This is a genomic window from Bradyrhizobium sp. 1200_D9_N1_1 (assembly GCF_052075915.1).
GTDB lineage: Bacteria > Pseudomonadota > Alphaproteobacteria > Rhizobiales > Xanthobacteraceae > Bradyrhizobium > Bradyrhizobium diazoefficiens.
On record NZ_CP197226.1, the window covers coordinates 8,838,892 to 8,856,042 of the forward strand.

Sequence of the window (17,151 nt, forward strand, 5' to 3'; positions counted from 1 at the left end):
CGGCGCACACGGCCGAAACCTGTCCTGCGATGCAAGAAGGCTGCCGCGCAGCATGGGGCAACCTGCCGCACCCAAACGATCACCCTCCCCCCGGGTAGGCCGGGGAGAGGGTGAGGACGTCGTCGGAATGAAAGAAGTGAAGAAGGTTGCGTCTAGTGCGACGTCATCTGCCGGGGAAGATCGCCCGGCTCGGCGAGCACGCTGTTTGCCGTCGAGGCCTCCAGTGCGGCCATCCGGAACAGATAGGCAAGCGTCGTCAGTCCGGAGTCGTCCGCCATCTGCGCCAGCTCGAGCGCCATGTCGGACATGTAGCCGAGATTCTCGTCGTTGATTTGCGCCATGATCTGGCTGTCCCGCATCATATTCGACATTTCAGGCGCTCTTTCGTTGCGCGGCAGCGAGGCCGCAAAGGTTGGCACGGGCGACGGCGTCCAGACGCGGGCCGTCCTGTTGCACGATGGAAGGCATGCCGATGCGATCATGCAGGACATCGAGCGTCTGGCGACGAATGTCGACGGTGGCCGCCATGGTCCAGGCGTTCTCGACCAGAGCCGGCAGGCCGAGCGGCGTCACGACGAAGCCGGCCTCGTGGAAGCGCGGCAACCACCAGGTTTCCATGATCGCGCTGACCTGCGCGATTCCCTGGTCGAGGCAGAACTCCTGCACCGCCGCCATCAGTTGCAGGTTGAGCGCGCCGTCGCGGCGATCGCGGACGACGAAGTAGCGCGACCATTCCCAGATCAGCGGATCCGAGGGGCAGCCGCGAACCGCCGCCAGATGCGGGAAGACCTCGCTCATCATCGAGGGCTTGGTCGTGGGGTAGAGCCGGTGGCCGCCGACGACGCGCCGTCCCTCCAGCGCAAGCAGATAGACGGTATCCTCGTCGTCATAGGAATCGACCTCGCGGCCATCCGGCCTGCGCAGCGTCTCCCAGTGCCGCTCCTCGACAAAGATGTCATGACGCAGCCGGAAATGCTGCTCGAGTACGTCCTCGTATAAGTGGCGATTGACCGCGGAAATTGCGTGAATCATGGAAACCCCCATTCAGCCTCAATGGGGGGCAGCCTCTGCGAAAAGAGGCAGGTTCGATATTGGGAAATTTCCCAGTACGTCGCTTAGGGATTGATGATCTTGTGGCGAATCGCCAGCGCAACCGCATGCGTACGGTTGACCGCACCGAGCTTGCGCGCAGCAGTTGCAAGATGCTCTTCGGCGGTGCGCTGCGTGATGTGCAGGATCTCGCCGATCTCCCAGGCCGACTTGCCCTGCGAAGCCCAGGAGATCACCTCGCGCTCGCGCGGGGTGAGACGCGTCGACGGATACGGCGTCGGCTCGAGCAGACGGCGAATGTGGTCGAAGCCATACATCGCCATTAGGTGCAGCGCCGGCTTGCTGCGGGGATTGAGGTCGAGATGGACGCCGCCGAGCGACACCGCGGCTTCATAGCCGGTGAGCCCGTGGATCGGCACGATGAAGCCGCGCGACATGCGAAAATCGCCGGCGCGGTTCATCACCTCGGCCGCGCTCGGCTCGAGCTCGGCATCATAGGGCGCCTCCGACCACTCGAACGGATTGACCGATTGCCGGCACAGCCGCACCACGGGATCGAAGCGGTCATAGTTGTTCTGAGTGTAGAGATTGAACCATCCCGCCGGCCAGCGCTTGGCGAGCACCATCTGCGCAAACCGCTGATCGGGATTCGGCAATCCCGTCACAATGATAGTTTCGAAGCCGAAACGGCCGAAGGCCGCTTCAAGCGCGTTCATGGCGTCCGGTACCTTGCGATAGACACCCAGGCCTTCGATGAAGTCGAGCGCTTCCCGGCCATAATCGACGGCGGACATCGGTGCGTTTCCTGACCCTCGTCGTCCGCTATAGCACGTATTTGGGGGCTGCCTCAATTCGCTGCTTCCGTAGTTCTCCGGTAACCGCCTGCTCCGAAGCTTTAATCTACTTGTGGAAGAAGGGACGTCAAGTTACACCTGTGACGTACAAAGCGGGAAAACCACGATGGACGACGAGAACATCGCCCTCAACAGCGTGCTCGGCCTGGAATTGAACCGCGTGTTTTTCGCCGTCCGTGAAACGGCAAACAAGCAGAGGATCATCGAGTTCGCGCGCGAGGTGCTACAGAGCGAGCGCGCCGAGTTCGCGAACAGCGTATCGCCCGAAGGGCCGGCGAGCTAGCAGACGACGCCGATGCAACAGATCGCGCGACGCCGCCGCCCTTCCATTTGAACGCGCAGATTTTAGTCGAAACACGCCAACCGCGAAATTACTCCGCCATCATCGTCAGCGAATGAGCGGCGCCCTTACCCTCCCCTGGAGGGCATGGGAATCGCTCGCTGCGCTGCCATGGCTCGCCATTTGCCGCTGGCTGACCTCGCTTCTCTCGTGAGATGATCGCCGCACGATCCTCTTTCGGAAGCCCGGGACATGATGACGCTGCGCCAGGTTGAAGTGATCCGTGCCGTGATGGTGACGGGCACCATTGGCGGTGCGGCGAAGCTGCTCAACGTCTCGGCGCCGGGGATCAGCCGCCTCGTCAAATACACCGAGCGCTCGCTCGGCATCCGCTTCTTCCAGCGCCAGAACGGCCGCTACTTCCCGACGCCGGAAGCCGAGAACATCTTCGAGCAGATCAACGGCGTCTACAAGAAGGTCGACGACCTCTCGGAGATCATCTCCAAGATCGGCCGCGGCGGCCTGTCGGAATTGCGCATCGGCTCGGTGCCGAGCATCTCGCAGGTGATGGTGCCGCGCGCGATCGAGCGCGTCCGGCGCCGCTATCCCGATCTCGGCATCGACATCAACATCCTCAAGCTCGAGGAGGCCATCGACTATCTCCTGCTCGGCCGCGGCGAGTGCGTGGCGATGAGCTACCGGCTCGAGCATTCCGGGCTCGACTTCCTGCCGCTCGCCTCGGGCGAGCTCTATTGCATCGTGCCGCCCGGCCACGAGCTGGCCGGCCGCAAGCAGGTGTCGGCGGCCGAGATCACCCGCTACCCGCTGATCGGCATCGATCCGAACGACCCCTACGGCCGGATCATGGCCGGGATCTTTTCGCGCAACCGGCTCGATTACAACATCACCATCCGCGCGCGCTTCGGCACCACGGTCTGCGCGCTGGTGAAAGCGGGGCTCGGCATCGCCGTCATCGACCAGTTCACGGTGGCCCATGGCGGCTATCCCGGCATCGAGCTGCTCAAGATCACCGAGCCGACGCGGTTCGACACCTATATCGCGGTGAAGCGCGGCGCACCGCTGTCGCTTCACGTCGAGTATTTCATCGAATCCCTGCGCGCCGAGATGCGCGCGGTCGAGCCGTCCCGCGGCAACGGCAGGGCTGCGCCTGCGCGCGGACGGAAGAAATAACATGATGTTAGGTTTGCGGGGCATAAGGGTAATTGTGTTAGGCGAGGGAAGGGCTATCGTCGCACGCGGAAGCCCCCTTGGAATTGCGCAGGTCTCCCCGCTAATGGCCGGGACCGAACGCTCCCAACGAGACGATAGCGAACCATGTCGAAGCGCGGATACGCCGCCAGCAAGAAACTCCTCACCGGCCTGATCGGCGCGCCGATCGCGCATTCCGCTTCCCCCGCCATGCATGAGCGCGCCGCCGAGGCGCTCGGCCTGCGCGGTCACTACCAGCTGATCGAGGTCGCAGGCGCCGACGCGGCCGGACTGAGGCTGATGCTCGAAGGCGTGCGGCGGCTCGGCTTTGCCGGCGTCAACGTGACCTATCCTTACAAGGAAGCGGTGGTCCCACTGCTCGACGCACTGGCGCCGGGCGCCGCCGCGATGGGCGCGGTCAACACCGTCGTTGTCAGGGACGGCCGCCTGACCGGCCACAACACCGACACCACCGGCTTTGCGCGCGCGGTGGCGCCGCTGCTGGCGCCGTCTGGAAATGCGGTTGCCGTGATCGGCACGGGCGGCGTCGGCAAGGCGATCGCCTTCGCACTGGCGAGCCTTGAGGTCGCCGACCTCCGCATCTTCGACTCCGAACCGGCGCGGGCCGAAAAACTTGCCGCACTGCTTGCCAAGCATGGCGGCGCCAGGGTCGCGAAAAGCGTCGAGGACGCGCTCGACGGCGCGACCGGCCTCGTCAACGGCACGCCGGTCGGCATGCTGCCGAACCGCGGCATGCCTGTTCCGGCTGCGCTGCTGCACGAGAAGCTCTGGGTGGCCGACGCCGTCTATTCGCCGCTGATCACGCCGCTGCTGGCCGCGGCGCAGGAGCGCGGCGCGAAGATCATGACCGGGCGGGAGCTTGCGATCTACCAGGCCGCCGACGCTTTCGAACTGTTCACCGGCCTTGCCCCATCGACCGAAGTCATGGGAGAGGCTTTTGACGAGGTGATGGCGGCACGAAGCTCAGCCTATCACGCAGCGTAACCGAAGCGGCCGGACACAAGGCCGCGGACAACAACATCAGAGGGAACGGGAGGAGAGACGATGAAATCGACTATTCTGGCAGGCGCCCTGCTTGCCTTCGCGACTGCAACCAGCGTCCACGCACAGGCGATCAAGCTCGCCGACGTCGCCGAGCTGTCGGGCGGCGGCGCCACCGTCGGCACCAACTGGAAGAACGGCATCGACCTCGCGATCGAGGAGATCAACGCCAAGGGCGGCGTGCTCGGCCGCAAGCTCGAGGTCACCCATGCCGACTCGCAATCCAATCCGGGCGTTGCCCGCGCGCAAGTGCAGAAGGCACTCGATGCCGAGCCCTATGTGCTGCTCGGACCCGGCTATTCCGGCTCGGTGAAGGTCACCGCACCGCTCGCGGCCGAAGCCGGCATCGCGCAGATCATGGGCGGCGAAGCCGCCGAGCTGACGCAAGCCGGCAACAAGTTCCTGTTCCGCACCTCGTTCGGCCAGCAATCCTCGATGCCGAAGGTCGCGAAATACATCCACGACGAGATGAAGGCGAAGTCGGTCGCGGTGGTCTGGGTCAACAACGACTTCGGCCGCGGCGGACGCGACGTCGTCGTGAAGGAGCTCGACCGGCTCGGCTCCAAGGTCGTCGCCGATCTCTCCACCGAAGCAGGCCAGGCCGACTTCGCCGCCGACGTCGGCAAGATCAAGTCTGCCAATCCCGACGCCGTATTCGTCTATCTCAACGAGGAAGAGAGCGCGCGCATCCTGAAAGAGCTGAAGCGCCAGGGCGTCACCGCGCCGCTGATGGGCGAGACCACGCTGATCGGCCAGAAGGTGATCGAGCTTGCCGGCGATGCCGCCAACGGCGCGCGCGGCCATGTCGGCCTCACCACGGACGCACCGGTCGACCTGATCAAGGCGTTCCGCGAGAAGTTTTCCAAGAAGTACAATTACGTGCCGGACCACAACGGCCTGAAGGGCTACCTCGCCGTCTACATGGTGAAGGCCACCACCGAAAAGATGGGCAAGGTCGATTCCAAGGCGTTCGCCGATACGCTGCACGGCCTGACCATCAAGGCCGCCGACGAGCCGGGCATCCTGATGGACGTCACCTTCAGCGAGACCGGCGACATCGACCGCCAGAGTTTTCTGGTCGAAGTGGTCGAAGGCAAGCAGGTGGTGAAGCAGGTGCTGCCGAAGGTGAAGTGAGGCTTCTTTGCCTCTCCCCGCACGCGGGGAGAGGCCGACGCGCGAAGCGCGGCGGGTGAGGGGGAGCTTCCGCGAGTCCAACTGTCACTGACTTCGCGGAGACTCCCCCTCACCCCGACCCTCTCCCCGCAAGCGGGGAGAGGGAGAGGAGAGAGGGGAAAATGTCCAATCTGTTCGATCTTCTGGTCGCAGGACTTGCCACCGGCGCCATCTATGCACTGGTCGCGGTCGGCTTCACGCTGCTGTGGCAGACCTCGCAGACCATCAATTTCGCGCAGGGCGAGTTCGTGATGCTGCCGGCGTTCCTGATGCTCGCGACGATGCATGTTGGCGCGCCGTTCTGGCTCGCGATCATCCTCGGCATCCTGCTCTCGATGATCCTGCTCGGCCTCGCCTTCAAGATGCTGCTGGTCGATCCGATGATGCGCCATGGCGTGCTGCCGCTGGCGATCGCGACCATGGCGCTGGCGATCGGCATCAAGGAATCGGTGAAGCAGTTCTTCAGCGCGGAGGCCTCGCCCTTCCCCTCGATCGTGCCGACCGGCGATATCTCCATCCTCGGCCACGCCGTCTCGCTGCAAAGCATCGGCGTCCTCGTCGTCGCCATTCTTGCAGTCTTCGGCCTGACCTCGCTCCTCAACCGCACCTCGCTCGGCCACCAGATGCAGGCGGCCGCCCAGAATCCGACGGTGGCGCGCATCATCGGCGTGCCCGTGGAGCGCATGATCCTGTTGACCTTCCTGATCAACGCCTTCCTGGTCGCGCTGGCCTCGCTGCTGATCACGCCGATTTACCTCGCGAAATTCTCGTCCGGCGAGGTGCTGGGCCAGGCCGCCTTCATCGCGGCGATCGTCGGCGGCTTCAACCAGGTGCGCGGCGCGATCGCGGGCGGCCTGTTGATCGGCGTGCTCGACAATCTCGCGGCAAGCTACGTCTCGACGCAATACCGCGCGGCCGTGCCGCTGATCTTCCTGATCGTCGTCATCCTGTTCCGGCCGCAAGGACTGCTCGGCCGCGCCGAGGAGCGCACGGTATGAGCAGCTTTGGCAAACCCCTGAAGATCGCGCTCGGCCTCATCGTCATCGCCGGCCTGATCATCGTCCCCATGAACTTCAACCGCTACGGCCTGTTCATCCTGAGCCAGTGGGCGGTGATGACCATCGCCGCGATGGGCCTCAACCTCACGCTCGGCTATGCCGGCCAGGTCTCGCTTGCCCAAGGCGCCTTCGTCGGCATCGGCGCCTATGCGGCGGCGATCATGACCACCCATGGCTGGCCGCTGCCGGTCGCGATCCTGGTTGCGATCGTCTTGAGCTTCGGCGTCGGCTGGGTGCTCGGCTATCCCGCGCTGCGCGTGCAGCACCACTACCTCGCTTTCGTCACGCTCGCCTTCTCGACATTGGCCTTCCTCGTGTTCCGCAACGAGAGCTGGCTGACGGGCGGCATCTACGGCATCTCCAACATTCCGCGCCCGCATTTCTTCGGAATCGCGACCAACAAGCCCCTGCCCTTCTACTATGTCTGCCTCGGCTCGCTCGCGATCGTCTCGCTCGCGGTGTGGTGGCTGATCCGCTCGCCCTGGGGCCGCGCCTTCATGGCGCTGCGCGAAAACCCGCTGCGCGCGCAATCGCTCGGCATCGACACAAGGCGCTACACGCTGATGGCGTTTGCGATCGGCTCGGCGCTTGGCGGCGTTGCCGGCGCGCTCTACGCGCCGCTGACGCAATATATCGATCCGGTGCCGTTCAACCTGTCGCTCTCGCTCGATCTACTGATGATGGTGATCGTCGGCGGCGCCGGCTTCTATTTCGGTCCCTTCCTGGGCGCGATGATCGCGGTGCTGCTGCCGGAATGGCTGCGCTTCACGGAAGGGTATTACCTGATGCTCTATGCGATCGCGGTGATGCTGCTGCTGATCTGGTCGCCGACCGGCATTTTGGGAATCCTCGACCGCTATCTCGCCGAGCGCCGCACCAAGGCGGCCTCTGCGCTGCGCGCCGTGGCAAAATCCCGGCTGGAGACGGTGCAATGAGTGCGGTCCTCGAAGTCACCAACATCAAGAAGAATTTTGGCGGCATCAGCGCCGTCGCCGACGTCAGCTTCGACGTGCGCGAGGGCGAGATCCTCGGTCTGATCGGACCGAACGGCTGCGGCAAGTCCACGCTATTCAACTGCATTCTCGGCCAGCTCACGCCATCCGGTGGCGAAGTGAAGCTCGACGGCAAGGTGGTCACGGGGCTGCGCCCCTCCGAGCTCAACAAGCTCGGTGTCAGCCGCACCTTCCAGCTGTTGCAGGTATTTCCAAAACTGTCGGTGCGCGAGAATTTGATCCTCGCGGGACAGGAGCACCAGGGCAACATGGCCTCGCGCCTGGTCGGCCGCTCCGATGCCGGGCTGACGGAGGCCGCCAACCAGATGATCGGCTTCTTCAAGCTCGATCACCTCGCGGCTGAACCTGCCGGCGGCCTCTCCTACGGCCAGCAGAAGCTGCTCGATGCCGCCATGGCTTTCATGGGCGGACCGCGCCTCGTGCTGCTCGACGAGCCCGCCGGCGGCGTCAACCCGTCGATGCTGGCGGACCTGAAGGACCGGCTGGTCGCGATCAACCGCCAGAAGAACGCGACCTTCGTCGTGATCGAGCACAACATGGAGTTCGTGATGTCGCTGTGCTCGCGCGTGATGGTGATGGCGGAAGGCAAGGTGCTGGCGATGGGACGGCCGGACGAGGTCCGCAAGAACCCGGCCGTGATCGAAGCTTATCTGGGACATTGAGGGCACGAGCCATGAGCGACCCGATCCTCTCGGTTCACAATCTCGTCGGCGGCTACGGCAAGATGACGATCCTGAACGGCACGACGTTTTCCGTTCCGCAGGCCACCATCACCACCATCATCGGCCCCAACGGCGCCGGTAAGTCGACCGTGTTCAAGGCGATCTTCGGCCTGCTCAAGCTGCGCGAGGGCAAGGTCAGTTTTGCCGGTCGCGACGTCACGAACTTAAGCCAGCGCGCGCTGCTCAATGCCGGTGTCTGCTACGTTCCGCAGGGCCGCAACATCTTCCCCGAGCTGTCGGTGCGCCACAATGTCGAGCTCGGCGGCGTCGCCGCCGGAAAGGGTCTCGACCTGCCCAAGCGGATCGAGGCGGCACTTGACCTGTTTCCGGCGCTCCGTCGCAAGTCGGCACAGCAGGCATCGACGCTCTCGGGCGGCGAGCAGAAGCAGCTCGAGATCGCCCGCTCGCTGCTACTCGAGCCGAAGCTCGTGCTGATCGACGAGCCCTCGATCGGCCTGTCGCCGCTGATGGTGCAGCAGACCTTCGACATCCTCAAGAGCCTGCGCGACCGCGGCGTCACTATCCTGATGATCGAGCAGAACGCGCGCTCGGCGCTGGAGATCTCCGATATCGGCATCGTGCTCGAGCTCGGCCAGACCCGCATGGTCGACGGCGCGAAGCGCATCCTGAACGATCCCCGCATCGGCCAGCTCTTCCTAGGGGGAGCCATGGAGGAGACAGCAGCATGAACAAGCGCTCGATCGCGACCGTCTCTCTCTCAGGGGCGCTGGATGAAAAGCTGCGCGCCATCGCAGCCGCCGGCTTCGACGAGGTCGAGATCTTCGAGAACGACCTGCTGTCGTTCGGCGCAGGCCCGCGCGACATCGCAAAGCTCTGCCGCGATCTCAACCTCAAGATCTGCGCGTTCCAGCCGTTCCGCGATTTCGAGGGCATGCCGGAGCCGCAGCGCGCGCGCAACTTTGCCCGCGCCGAGCGCAAGTTCGACTTGATGCAGGAGCTCGGCACCGACCTGCTGCTGATCTGCTCCAACGTCTCCCCCAGCTCGCTCGGCGGCATCGACCGCGCCGCGGACGATTTTCGCGAGCTCGGCGATCGCGCGGCCAAGCGGGGCTTGCGCGTCGGCTACGAGGCGTTGGCCTGGGGACGGCACGTCAACGACTACCGCGATGCCTGGGAGATCGTGCGGCGCGCCGATCATCCCGCGATCGGCGTCATCCTCGACAGTTTTCATGCACTCGCCCCGGGCTTTCCGGTCCGCGCGATGGCCTCGATCCCCGGCGACAAGATCTTTCTGGTGCAGCTCGCCGACGCACCAAAGCTCGAGCTCGACATCTTGTCCTGGAGCCGGCACTTCCGCTCGTTCCCCGGCCAGGGCGATCTGCCGGTCGGCGAATTCATGGCGGCGGTCGCGGCGACCGGCTATGCCGGACCGCTGTCGCTGGAGATTTTCAACGACCAGTTCCGCGCCGGCTCGGCGGCCCAGACCGCCATCGACGGCCTGCGCTCGCTGATTCTGCTGGAGGACCAGCTTGCACCGGATTGGCCGAAGCTCGTCAGCGAACCACTGGCGCCGAAGGCCAAAAGTCACGGCACCGGCTTCATCGAGTTTGCCGTCAACGAGACCAAGGCCGGCGAACTCGCCCGCCTGTTGTCGCAGCTCGGATTCCGCAAGACCGGCGAGCATCGCAGCAAGGCGGTGGAGCGCTGGTCGCAGGGCAAGGTCGAGCTCGTCATCAATTGCGAGACCGACGGCTTCGCGCATTCGCACTACGTCACGCACGGCCCCGGCGTCTGCGCCATCGCGCTCGACGTCGACAATGCCGGCCTTGCCATGCAGCGCGCCGAAGCATTGAAGACGCGCACCTTCTACCAGCCGGTCGGGCCGGGCGAGCTGGAGATTCCGGCGATCCACGGCGTCGGCGGCAGCCTGCTTTATTTCCTTGATCAGGCCGGCAAGAACTGGGACACCGATTTCGAACCGGTTGCGAGCGAGGCGAGCGCGGACGCGCTGCTCGCCGTCGACCATATCGCGCAGTCGATGCCCTATGACGAGATGCTGTCCTGGCTGCTGTTCTACACCGGCATCCTCGACCTCAAGCGCCTGCCGCAGATGGAGATCGCCGATCCCAGGGGCCTCGTGCAGAGCCAGGCCGTCATCAACGGCGACCAGAGCCTGCGTTTCGTGCTCAACGGCTCCTCCGCCAACCGCACCCTGCCGGCCCGCTTCATCTCGGAGTTCTTCGGCTCAGGCGTGCAGCACGTCGCGTTTGCATGCCGGGACATCTTTGCAGCGGTCGCAGCGATGCGCGCCCGCGGCGCGGGCTTTCTGGATATTCCCGACAACTACTACGACGACATCGAAGCCAAATACGACCTCGCGCCCGACCTGATGGCGCAGCTACGCGCCAACCACATCCTCTATGACCGCGAGGGCGACGGCGAGTTCTTCCAGGTCTACACCCACATCTTCGACGAGCGCTTCTTCTTTGAGATCGTCGAACGAAGGAATTATCAGGGCTTCGGCGCGGCCAATGCCGGGATCAGGCTCGCGGCGCAATCACGCGAAGTGCGGCCCGCGAGCATGCCGCGGGTGTAGCTCTTCACCTCTCCCCGCTCGCGGGGAGAGGCCGGAATTCGCGCGTAGCGCGGATTCCGGGTGAGGGGGAGTCTCCGCGAGAGACATGACAATCGGGAGCACCACTCTCTCAATACGTCGTTGCCAGCGCAGCGAAGCAATCCAGAATCCCTCCGCGGAAAGGCTCTGGCTGCGCTCGCAATGACGATGTGGGGAATTTCGAGGAATTCGACTCGCTCCGTCCTCGCGGAGACAGCCCCTCACTCCGCCCCTCTCCCCGTAAGAACGGGGAGAGGGAGAGGAGAGAGCTCGCCCAACCAGCTCACTTCATCGCGCACTTCTGATGGAAGCGATCCTGGTCGTTCTCGACGATGGTGGCGACCGTCTTCAGCGCGAGCTGGCCATCGGCGTCCTTGACCACGTCCTGGAGATAGAAGCTCTGCACCGGGATGTGGTTGTTGCCGTACTTGAACGCACCGCGCAGCGACTTGAAGTTGGCCTTCTCCATCTCGGCCTTCATCGCGTCCTTCTTGCTGGTGTCGCCCTTCACCGCGACGACGGCGCTGTTGATGAGCTGGGCGGCGTCGTAGGTCTGGGCGCCGTAATAGGTCGGACGCAGATTGGGGTACTTCTTGCGGTAGTCGGCAACGAAGCGCTTGTTCTGCTCGTTGGGCAGGTCGTTCACCCACTGCTGCGCGCCGGGAACCCCTAACGCGTTCTCCTTCTGGAGCGGCAACGACAGCTCGTCGACGGTGAAGGCGGTGTAGAGCGGCATCGTGCTCTTCAGGCCGGCCTGGGTATATTGATTGAGGAACTGCACGCCGGCGGCACCGGGGTAGAACACGAAGATCGACTCGGCGCCGGAAGCGCGGGCCTTGGAGAGCTCGGCGGAGAAGTCGAGCTGGCTCGGCCAGACCGTGTATTCTTCGCCCTTGATCTCACCCTTGAAGGTGTTCTTGAGGCCCGCGAGCATGTCCTTGCCGGCCGCGTAGTTCGGCCCGATCAGGAAGACGCTCTTGACGCCCTTCTGGTTCATGTAGAGGCCCATGGCCTGCGGCGTCTGGTCGTTCTGCCAGGAGGTCGAGAACACGTAAGGTGAGCAGAGCTCGCCGGCGAGCTGCGACGGGCCGGCATTGGCCGAGATCAGGAAGGTCTGCGAGTCCACCGCGGTCTTCAAGGAAGCCAGCAGCACGTTCGACCAGATATAGCCGACGATGAAATCGACCTTGTCGGACTGCACCAGCTTCTCGGTCTTCTGCTTGCCGACATCGGGCTTCTGGCCGTCGTCCTCGTAGATCACCTCGACCGGCTTGCCGTCCATCTTGCGGCCAAGATGATCCAGCGCCAGCTCGAACGAGTTGCGCATGTCATTGCCGATCACGGCGGTCGGGCCGCTGAAGGTCGAGACGAAACCGATCTTGATGGTGTCGCCGGCGAATGCCGGATTTGCCAGCACCAGCGCCGCTGCGCCCGCCAGCCAGAATGCCGTCCTCATAACCACTCCCCTCCTTATTATTGATCCGGGAAACGGGGTGATCGCCGCCCCGGGCCTGTCTCTATTGAACGCAAAATCTGTCGAGCCGCCAATGGCTCAGCACCCGTCCCTGCACCATATTTCGCCCCCATCGGCGATGGCAAGAAATATAATTCTACTCACTTCGGTGGAGGCTGCGGCGCTTTTTCGCGGCACGACGATACGCCCAGCCTATTCCGCGATTGATGACGGCTATTGGACCGCGGGTCACTTTCCGCACTTAAATGAAACAGAGAAGCAGCAAGAGTCGAGGGCGCATCATGACCACCACACCCCATCGTGTCGTCATCGTCGGCGCCGGCTTCGGCGGGCTGGAGGCGACCTACCGGCTGGCGGGCACCCCGGTCGACATCACGCTGATCGACCGCCGCAACCATCATCTGTTCCAGCCGCTGCTCTACCAGGTCGCGACCGCATCGCTTGCGACCAGCGAGATCGCCTGGCCGGTCCGCCATCTCATGCGCGACCGGCGCGAGGTGACGACGCTGTTCGCGACGGTCAGCGGCGTCGATGCGACGAGGCGCTGCGTGCTGATCGACGACGGCAGCGAGGTGCCCTACGACACGCTGGTGCTCGCGACCGGCGCGCGTCACGCCTATTTCGGCCATGACGAATGGGAGCAGTTCGCGCCCGGCCTGAAGACGCTGGAGGACGCGACCACGCTGCGCCGTCACATCCTGGTGGCGTTCGAGCGCGCCGAGCGCGAGACCGATCCGGCCAAGCGCGCGGCGCGGCTGACCTTCGTCATCGTCGGCGCCGGCCCCACCGGCGTCGAGCTCGCCGGCACCATCGCCGAAATGGCGCATCACACCCTGCCGGAAGATTTCCGCAACATCGATACGACCAAGGCGCGCGTGGTGCTGATCGAGGCGGGGCCGCGCGTGCTCGCAGGCTTCGCCGACGAGCTCTCGGCCTATGCACAGGCGTCGCTGGAGAAGATCGGCGTCGAGGTCGTGCTCGGCCAGCCCGTCACCGAGATCGACCGCGACGGCGTGGTCTATGGCGGCACGCGCCTGGACGCGAAGACCAAGATCTGGGCCGCGGGCGTGCGCGCCTCGCCCGCCGCCGAATGGCTGGGCGTGCCGGCCGATCGCGCCGGCCGTGTGCAGGTCGAGGCCGACCTGACGATCCCCGGCCATCCCGAGATCTTTGCCATCGGCGACACCGTGACGATCAGTGCCTGGGAGGGCAAGCCGGTGCCCGGAATCGCGCCCGCCGCCAAACAGCAGGGGCGGCACGTCGCCGAGACCGTCAAGGCGCGCCTGCGCGGAGAGACGAAGGGAGCGTTCCGCTACAAGCACTCTGGCAGCCTTGCGCAGATCGGCAAGCGCCTCGCGGTGATCGATTTCGGCCGCATCAAGCTGCGCGGCACCATCGCGTGGTGGATCTGGGGCATCGCCCACATCTACTTCCTGATCGGCCTCCGCCACCGCCTCAGCGTCGCCCTGAGCTGGCTCTGGATCTACGCGCGAGATCAGCGCGCTGCGAGGCTGATTACGCAGGGGAGTAGTAAGGTGGTGGGGTGACGGCTTCTCCCTCTCCCCGCATGCGGGGAGAGGGTCGGGGGTGAGGGGGAGTCTCCGCGGGGACAGTAGGAGTCGAATCCTTCGATGCTCCCCCACCGTCATTGCGAGCGCCGCGAAGCAATCCAGGGTCTTCCCGCGGAGGAATTCTGGGTTGCTTCGCTGCGCTCGCAATGACGCGTTGAAAGATCGTCGTTCCCGCGGACATGTGACTCGCGGAAGCACCCCCTCACCCGGATTGCATCTTCGATGCAATCCGGCCTCTCCCCGCAAGCGGGGAGAGGCAAAGAGCAATTACTTCACCAACTCGCAACCGCCCTCCGCAAGCGGGCGAAACGCCTGCTCCGCCGGAATCGTCGAGACCAGCTTGTAATAGTCGTAAGGGTATTTTGACTCCTCCGGCCTCTTCACCTCGAACAGATACATGGGATGCACGACGCGGCCGTCCTGACGGATGGCGGTGTCGCCGAACAGTTTGTCCTTGCCCCTGAACTTCTTCATCTCGGGCACGGCGTCCTTGGAGTTGTCGCTGCCGGTCGCCGCGACCGCGTTGAGATAAGCGAGCGTGGAGGCATAGACGCCGGCCTGGTTTCCGCTCGGCATCTTGCCGTTCATCCCCGGTCGCGCACCGAAGCGCTTGGCAAACGCGCGGGTGTCGTCGTTCATGTCCCAGTAGAAGGCTTCCATGAGCTGGAGGCCCTGCGCGACCTTGATGCCCATGCCGTGGACATCGTTGATGAAGAGCAGGAAGGCGACGAGCTTCTGCCCGCTTTGCTGGATGCCGAACTCGGCGGCCTGTTTCACCGCATTGATGGTGTCGCCGCCGGCATTGGCGAGGCCGATCACCTGCGCCTTCGAGTTCTGCGCCTGCAACAGGAAGGAGGCAAAGTCCGACGTGCCGAGCGGGTGCTTGGAGGAACCGATCACCTTGCCGCCATGCGCCTCGATATATCTCTGCGCTTCGGCCTCGATGCCCTTGCCGAGCGCGAAATCGACCGTGAGGAAGTACCAGTCCTTGCCGCCGCGCGACACCATCGCGGCCGCCGTGGTGTTGCCGGTCGCCCAGGTGTCGTTGACCCACTGGATGGTGTTGGGCGAGCAGGCCTTGCCGGTGAGATCCGAGCTCGCCGTGGACGACGCCAGGAAAGTCATGCGGCTGTCGCGCAGCAGCGTGTTGATGGAGAGGCCGACCGCAGAATTCGGCACGTCGACGATGGCATCGACGCCCTCGACATCGAGCCATTTGCGCGCAATCGCATTGCCGACATCGGCCTTGTTCTGGTGGTCGGCATAGACGATCTCGACCTTGATGTTCTTACCCCCGCCGTTGAAATCCTCGGCCGCCATGCGCGCGGATTCGACCGAGCCCATGCCGTTGGTGTCCTGGAAGATGCCGGAGATGTCGTTGAGCACGCCGATGCGCACGACGTTGTCGGAGATTTCGCCGCTTGCTGCGCCGGTCACGAGGCTTGCGGCCAGCGCGAGCGTCCATTTCAGGTGTTTCATCGTTCCCTCCCCTTATGTGTGTCGCGCCGGTCGTCGCCGGCACGTTTGGAATTCAGACCTGTCGTTCCGGCAGTCTCAGCACGAGCCCGTCGAGCGCGGGCGTGATCATGATCTGGCAGGACAGCCGGCTGTTCGGCAGTCGCTCGGTGGCGGTGCCGTCGAGCAGCGCGTCTTCGTCATCTGCCATCGCGGGCAGGCGCGCGAGCCAGGCTTCATCGACATAGACGTGGCAGGTCGCGCACATGGCATTGCCGCCGCACTCGGCCAGGATACCGTCGAGGCCATGGCGGGTCGCGGCCTGCATGGCGCTCTCGCCGCCCGAGGTCTCGACACGGTCGGACTTGCCGTCGGCATGGATGAAAGTAATCGCGGGCATCGAGGCTCCTCGTCAGGCCGGGGTGATGGTCACAGGCAGGCCGTCGAGCCCGCGTAGCGTGTTGTTGAAGCGGCGTTTCGGCTCGCCCGTGATCTCGATCTTCGCGATGCGCCGCGCCAGCGCCGTCAGCATCACTTCGCCTTCGAGGCGCGCGACGAGCTGGCCGACGCACATGTGGATGCCGGAGCCGAATCCGACATGGCCGGATGAGCGGCGGGTGACGTCATAGCTGTCGGGCTTGTCCCAGCGGCGCGGATCGCGATTGGCGGCGGCGAGAAACATCAGCACCTTCTCACCTTCGCCGATCGTCGCGCCCGACAGTTCGACCTCACGTGTGGTGGTGCGGAAGAAGGTCTGCACCGGGCTTTCGAAGCGAACCGCCTCCTCGAAGGCGCTGCGCGCGAGTGAGAGATCGCCGCGCAGGCGCTGCCATTGCTCCGGAAAGCGCGCGAGGCAATAGACGGCCGCTCCGATGCCGTTGACGGTGGTGTCGAGGCCGGCCGAGAGCAGCGAGCGCACCAGCAGCGGCGCTTCGCTGGCCGTGATGGCGCCCTCATCGACCTGGGCATGAATGCAGGCGCCGAAGCCGCCGGGCGCGAGGTTCTCGCGCTGGCATTGCTCGGCGACATAGGCCTGATGAGGCGTCGAGCGCGCGATCGCCTCCTGGCGCAACTGGTTGGGCGGCCCGAACGCGTTGAACACGACGCTCGCGTAGGGAATCAGATGCTCGCGCCCCTCGGATTTCAGCCCGAGCGCATCCGGGAAGATCGAGAGCGGATAGGCCTCGGCGAGGTCGGCGATCGCATCGAAGCTGCGCTTTTCGATCAACGCGTCCACCCGCTCCTCGGCCGCCGCGGCAAAGCGGTCGCGCACCTGCTTCATCACGGTCGGCGACAGCACCTTTGACAGCACGGCGCGGGTCCGAGTGTGCGCGGGCGGATCGGCCTCGAGGATCAGGCTCGGCGGCCGCCACGGCGTCTCCTTCTTGAAATCGGAGAGGCCGACGCCGCGGCTGGAGCAGAACGTCGCGGGATCGTTCAGCACGGCGTGGACCTCGGCATAGCGCGCCACGCCATAGACGTTCCACTTGTCGAGATAGACCACCGGCCCCGCCTCCCGCAGCAGCTCGTGCGCGGCATAGGGGTCGGCAAAAAAGTTCATGTCGAAGGGATCGACGTCGAGATGCGGGACGCCTGATGCCGCGGAGCCGGGTGCGCTCATGGAAGTCCTCCCTCATTTTGATCTTGTGAAAGGG

17 protein-coding genes are annotated in these 17,151 nt (G+C 64.7%); 10 read left to right on the forward strand and 7 right to left on the reverse strand.

What is annotated here, in order from left to right:
* Positions 1–152: 152 nt before the first annotated feature.
* The 3 genes from AB5K84_RS41860 to AB5K84_RS41870 form a co-directional block, all read right to left on the reverse strand.
* Positions 153–371 (reverse strand): hypothetical protein, encoded by a 219-nt coding sequence (locus tag AB5K84_RS41860; protein WP_028172716.1) that lies wholly within the window; start codon positions 369–371, stop codon positions 153–155.
* Position 372: 1 nt separating this feature from the next.
* Positions 373–1,032, reverse strand: coding sequence for an acyl-homoserine-lactone synthase (locus AB5K84_RS41865; protein ID WP_028172715.1), 660 nt, complete (start codon positions 1,030–1,032; stop codon positions 373–375).
* An 83-nt stretch (positions 1,033–1,115) separates the two neighbouring features.
* Complete coding sequence (locus AB5K84_RS41870; protein ID WP_011083882.1) at positions 1,116–1,844, reverse strand: helix-turn-helix transcriptional regulator; 729 nt, start codon at positions 1,842–1,844, stop codon at positions 1,116–1,118.
* Positions 1,845–2,010: 166 nt separating this feature from the next.
* Between AB5K84_RS41870 and AB5K84_RS41875 the strand changes: the two genes are divergently transcribed.
* The 9 genes from AB5K84_RS41875 (at position 2,011) to AB5K84_RS41915 (ending at position 10,978) form a co-directional block, all read left to right on the forward strand.
* Positions 2,011–2,187, forward strand: coding sequence for a hypothetical protein (locus AB5K84_RS41875; RefSeq protein ID WP_165448134.1), 177 nt, complete (start codon positions 2,011–2,013; stop codon positions 2,185–2,187).
* A gap of 249 nt (positions 2,188–2,436) precedes the next feature.
* Positions 2,437–3,375, forward strand: a complete 939-nt coding sequence (locus AB5K84_RS41880; RefSeq protein WP_011083880.1) for a LysR family transcriptional regulator — start codon at positions 2,437–2,439, stop codon at positions 3,373–3,375.
* 144 nt (positions 3,376–3,519) lie between these two features.
* Positions 3,520–4,398 (forward strand): shikimate dehydrogenase, encoded by an 879-nt coding sequence (locus AB5K84_RS41885; RefSeq protein WP_011083879.1) that lies wholly within the window; start codon positions 3,520–3,522, stop codon positions 4,396–4,398.
* A gap of 60 nt (positions 4,399–4,458) precedes the next feature.
* On the forward strand, positions 4,459–5,589 hold the full coding sequence (locus AB5K84_RS41890; RefSeq protein WP_011083878.1) for an ABC transporter substrate-binding protein: 1,131 nt from the start codon (positions 4,459–4,461) through the stop codon (positions 5,587–5,589).
* Positions 5,590–5,750: 161 nt separating this feature from the next.
* The gene (locus AB5K84_RS41895; protein ID WP_011083877.1) at positions 5,751–6,626 is read left to right on the forward strand and encodes a branched-chain amino acid ABC transporter permease; all 876 of its coding nucleotides are present in this window, start codon (positions 5,751–5,753) and stop codon (positions 6,624–6,626) included.
* A complete protein-coding gene (locus AB5K84_RS41900) occupies positions 6,623–7,621 on the forward strand; it encodes a branched-chain amino acid ABC transporter permease (RefSeq protein WP_011083876.1) in 999 nt (332 codons plus the stop codon). The genes AB5K84_RS41895 and AB5K84_RS41900 overlap by 4 nt, the downstream gene beginning before the upstream one ends.
* Positions 7,618–8,361 carry an ABC transporter ATP-binding protein gene (locus AB5K84_RS41905; protein ID WP_011083875.1) on the forward strand — a complete coding sequence of 248 codons (744 nt, stop codon included), beginning with the start codon at positions 7,618–7,620 and terminating at the stop codon, positions 8,359–8,361. Before AB5K84_RS41900 ends, AB5K84_RS41905 begins: the two co-directional genes overlap by 4 nt.
* Before the next feature lie 11 nt (positions 8,362–8,372).
* A complete protein-coding gene (locus AB5K84_RS41910) occupies positions 8,373–9,110 on the forward strand; it encodes an ABC transporter ATP-binding protein (RefSeq protein WP_011083874.1) in 738 nt (245 codons plus the stop codon).
* Positions 9,107–10,978: a bifunctional sugar phosphate isomerase/epimerase/4-hydroxyphenylpyruvate dioxygenase family protein gene (locus AB5K84_RS41915; protein WP_011083873.1), complete on the forward strand. Its 1,872-nt coding sequence runs from the start codon at positions 9,107–9,109 to the stop codon at positions 10,976–10,978. Before AB5K84_RS41910 ends, AB5K84_RS41915 begins: the two co-directional genes overlap by 4 nt.
* Before the next feature lie 301 nt (positions 10,979–11,279).
* On the opposite strand, the gene AB5K84_RS41920 is transcribed toward AB5K84_RS41915, so the two are convergent.
* Positions 11,280–12,452, reverse strand: a complete 1,173-nt coding sequence (locus tag AB5K84_RS41920; RefSeq protein WP_028172709.1) for an ABC transporter substrate-binding protein — start codon at positions 12,450–12,452, stop codon at positions 11,280–11,282.
* 299 nt (positions 12,453–12,751) lie between these two features.
* Here AB5K84_RS41920 and AB5K84_RS41925 point away from each other — a divergent pair, with 299 nt between their 5' ends.
* Positions 12,752–14,017 (forward strand): NAD(P)/FAD-dependent oxidoreductase, encoded by a 1,266-nt coding sequence (locus AB5K84_RS41925; RefSeq protein WP_038965243.1) that lies wholly within the window; start codon positions 12,752–12,754, stop codon positions 14,015–14,017.
* Positions 14,018–14,308: 291 nt separating this feature from the next.
* Here the strand turns inward: AB5K84_RS41925 and AB5K84_RS41930 are convergent, their stop codons facing one another.
* Genes AB5K84_RS41930 through AB5K84_RS41940 form a run of 3 tightly spaced genes read right to left on the reverse strand, consistent with a single transcriptional unit; the run spans position 14,309 to position 17,117 of the window.
* The gene (locus tag AB5K84_RS41930; RefSeq protein ID WP_011083870.1) at positions 14,309–15,520 is read right to left on the reverse strand and encodes an ABC transporter substrate-binding protein; all 1,212 of its coding nucleotides are present in this window, start codon (positions 15,518–15,520) and stop codon (positions 14,309–14,311) included.
* Positions 15,521–15,572: 52 nt separating this feature from the next.
* On the reverse strand, positions 15,573–15,896 hold the full coding sequence (locus AB5K84_RS41935; protein WP_011083869.1) for a 2Fe-2S iron-sulfur cluster-binding protein: 324 nt from the start codon (positions 15,894–15,896) through the stop codon (positions 15,573–15,575).
* A gap of 12 nt (positions 15,897–15,908) precedes the next feature.
* Entirely contained in the window at positions 15,909–17,117 is a 1,209-nt protein-coding gene (locus AB5K84_RS41940) for a cytochrome P450 (RefSeq protein WP_011083868.1), read from the reverse strand.
* Positions 17,118–17,151: the final 34 nt, after the last annotated feature.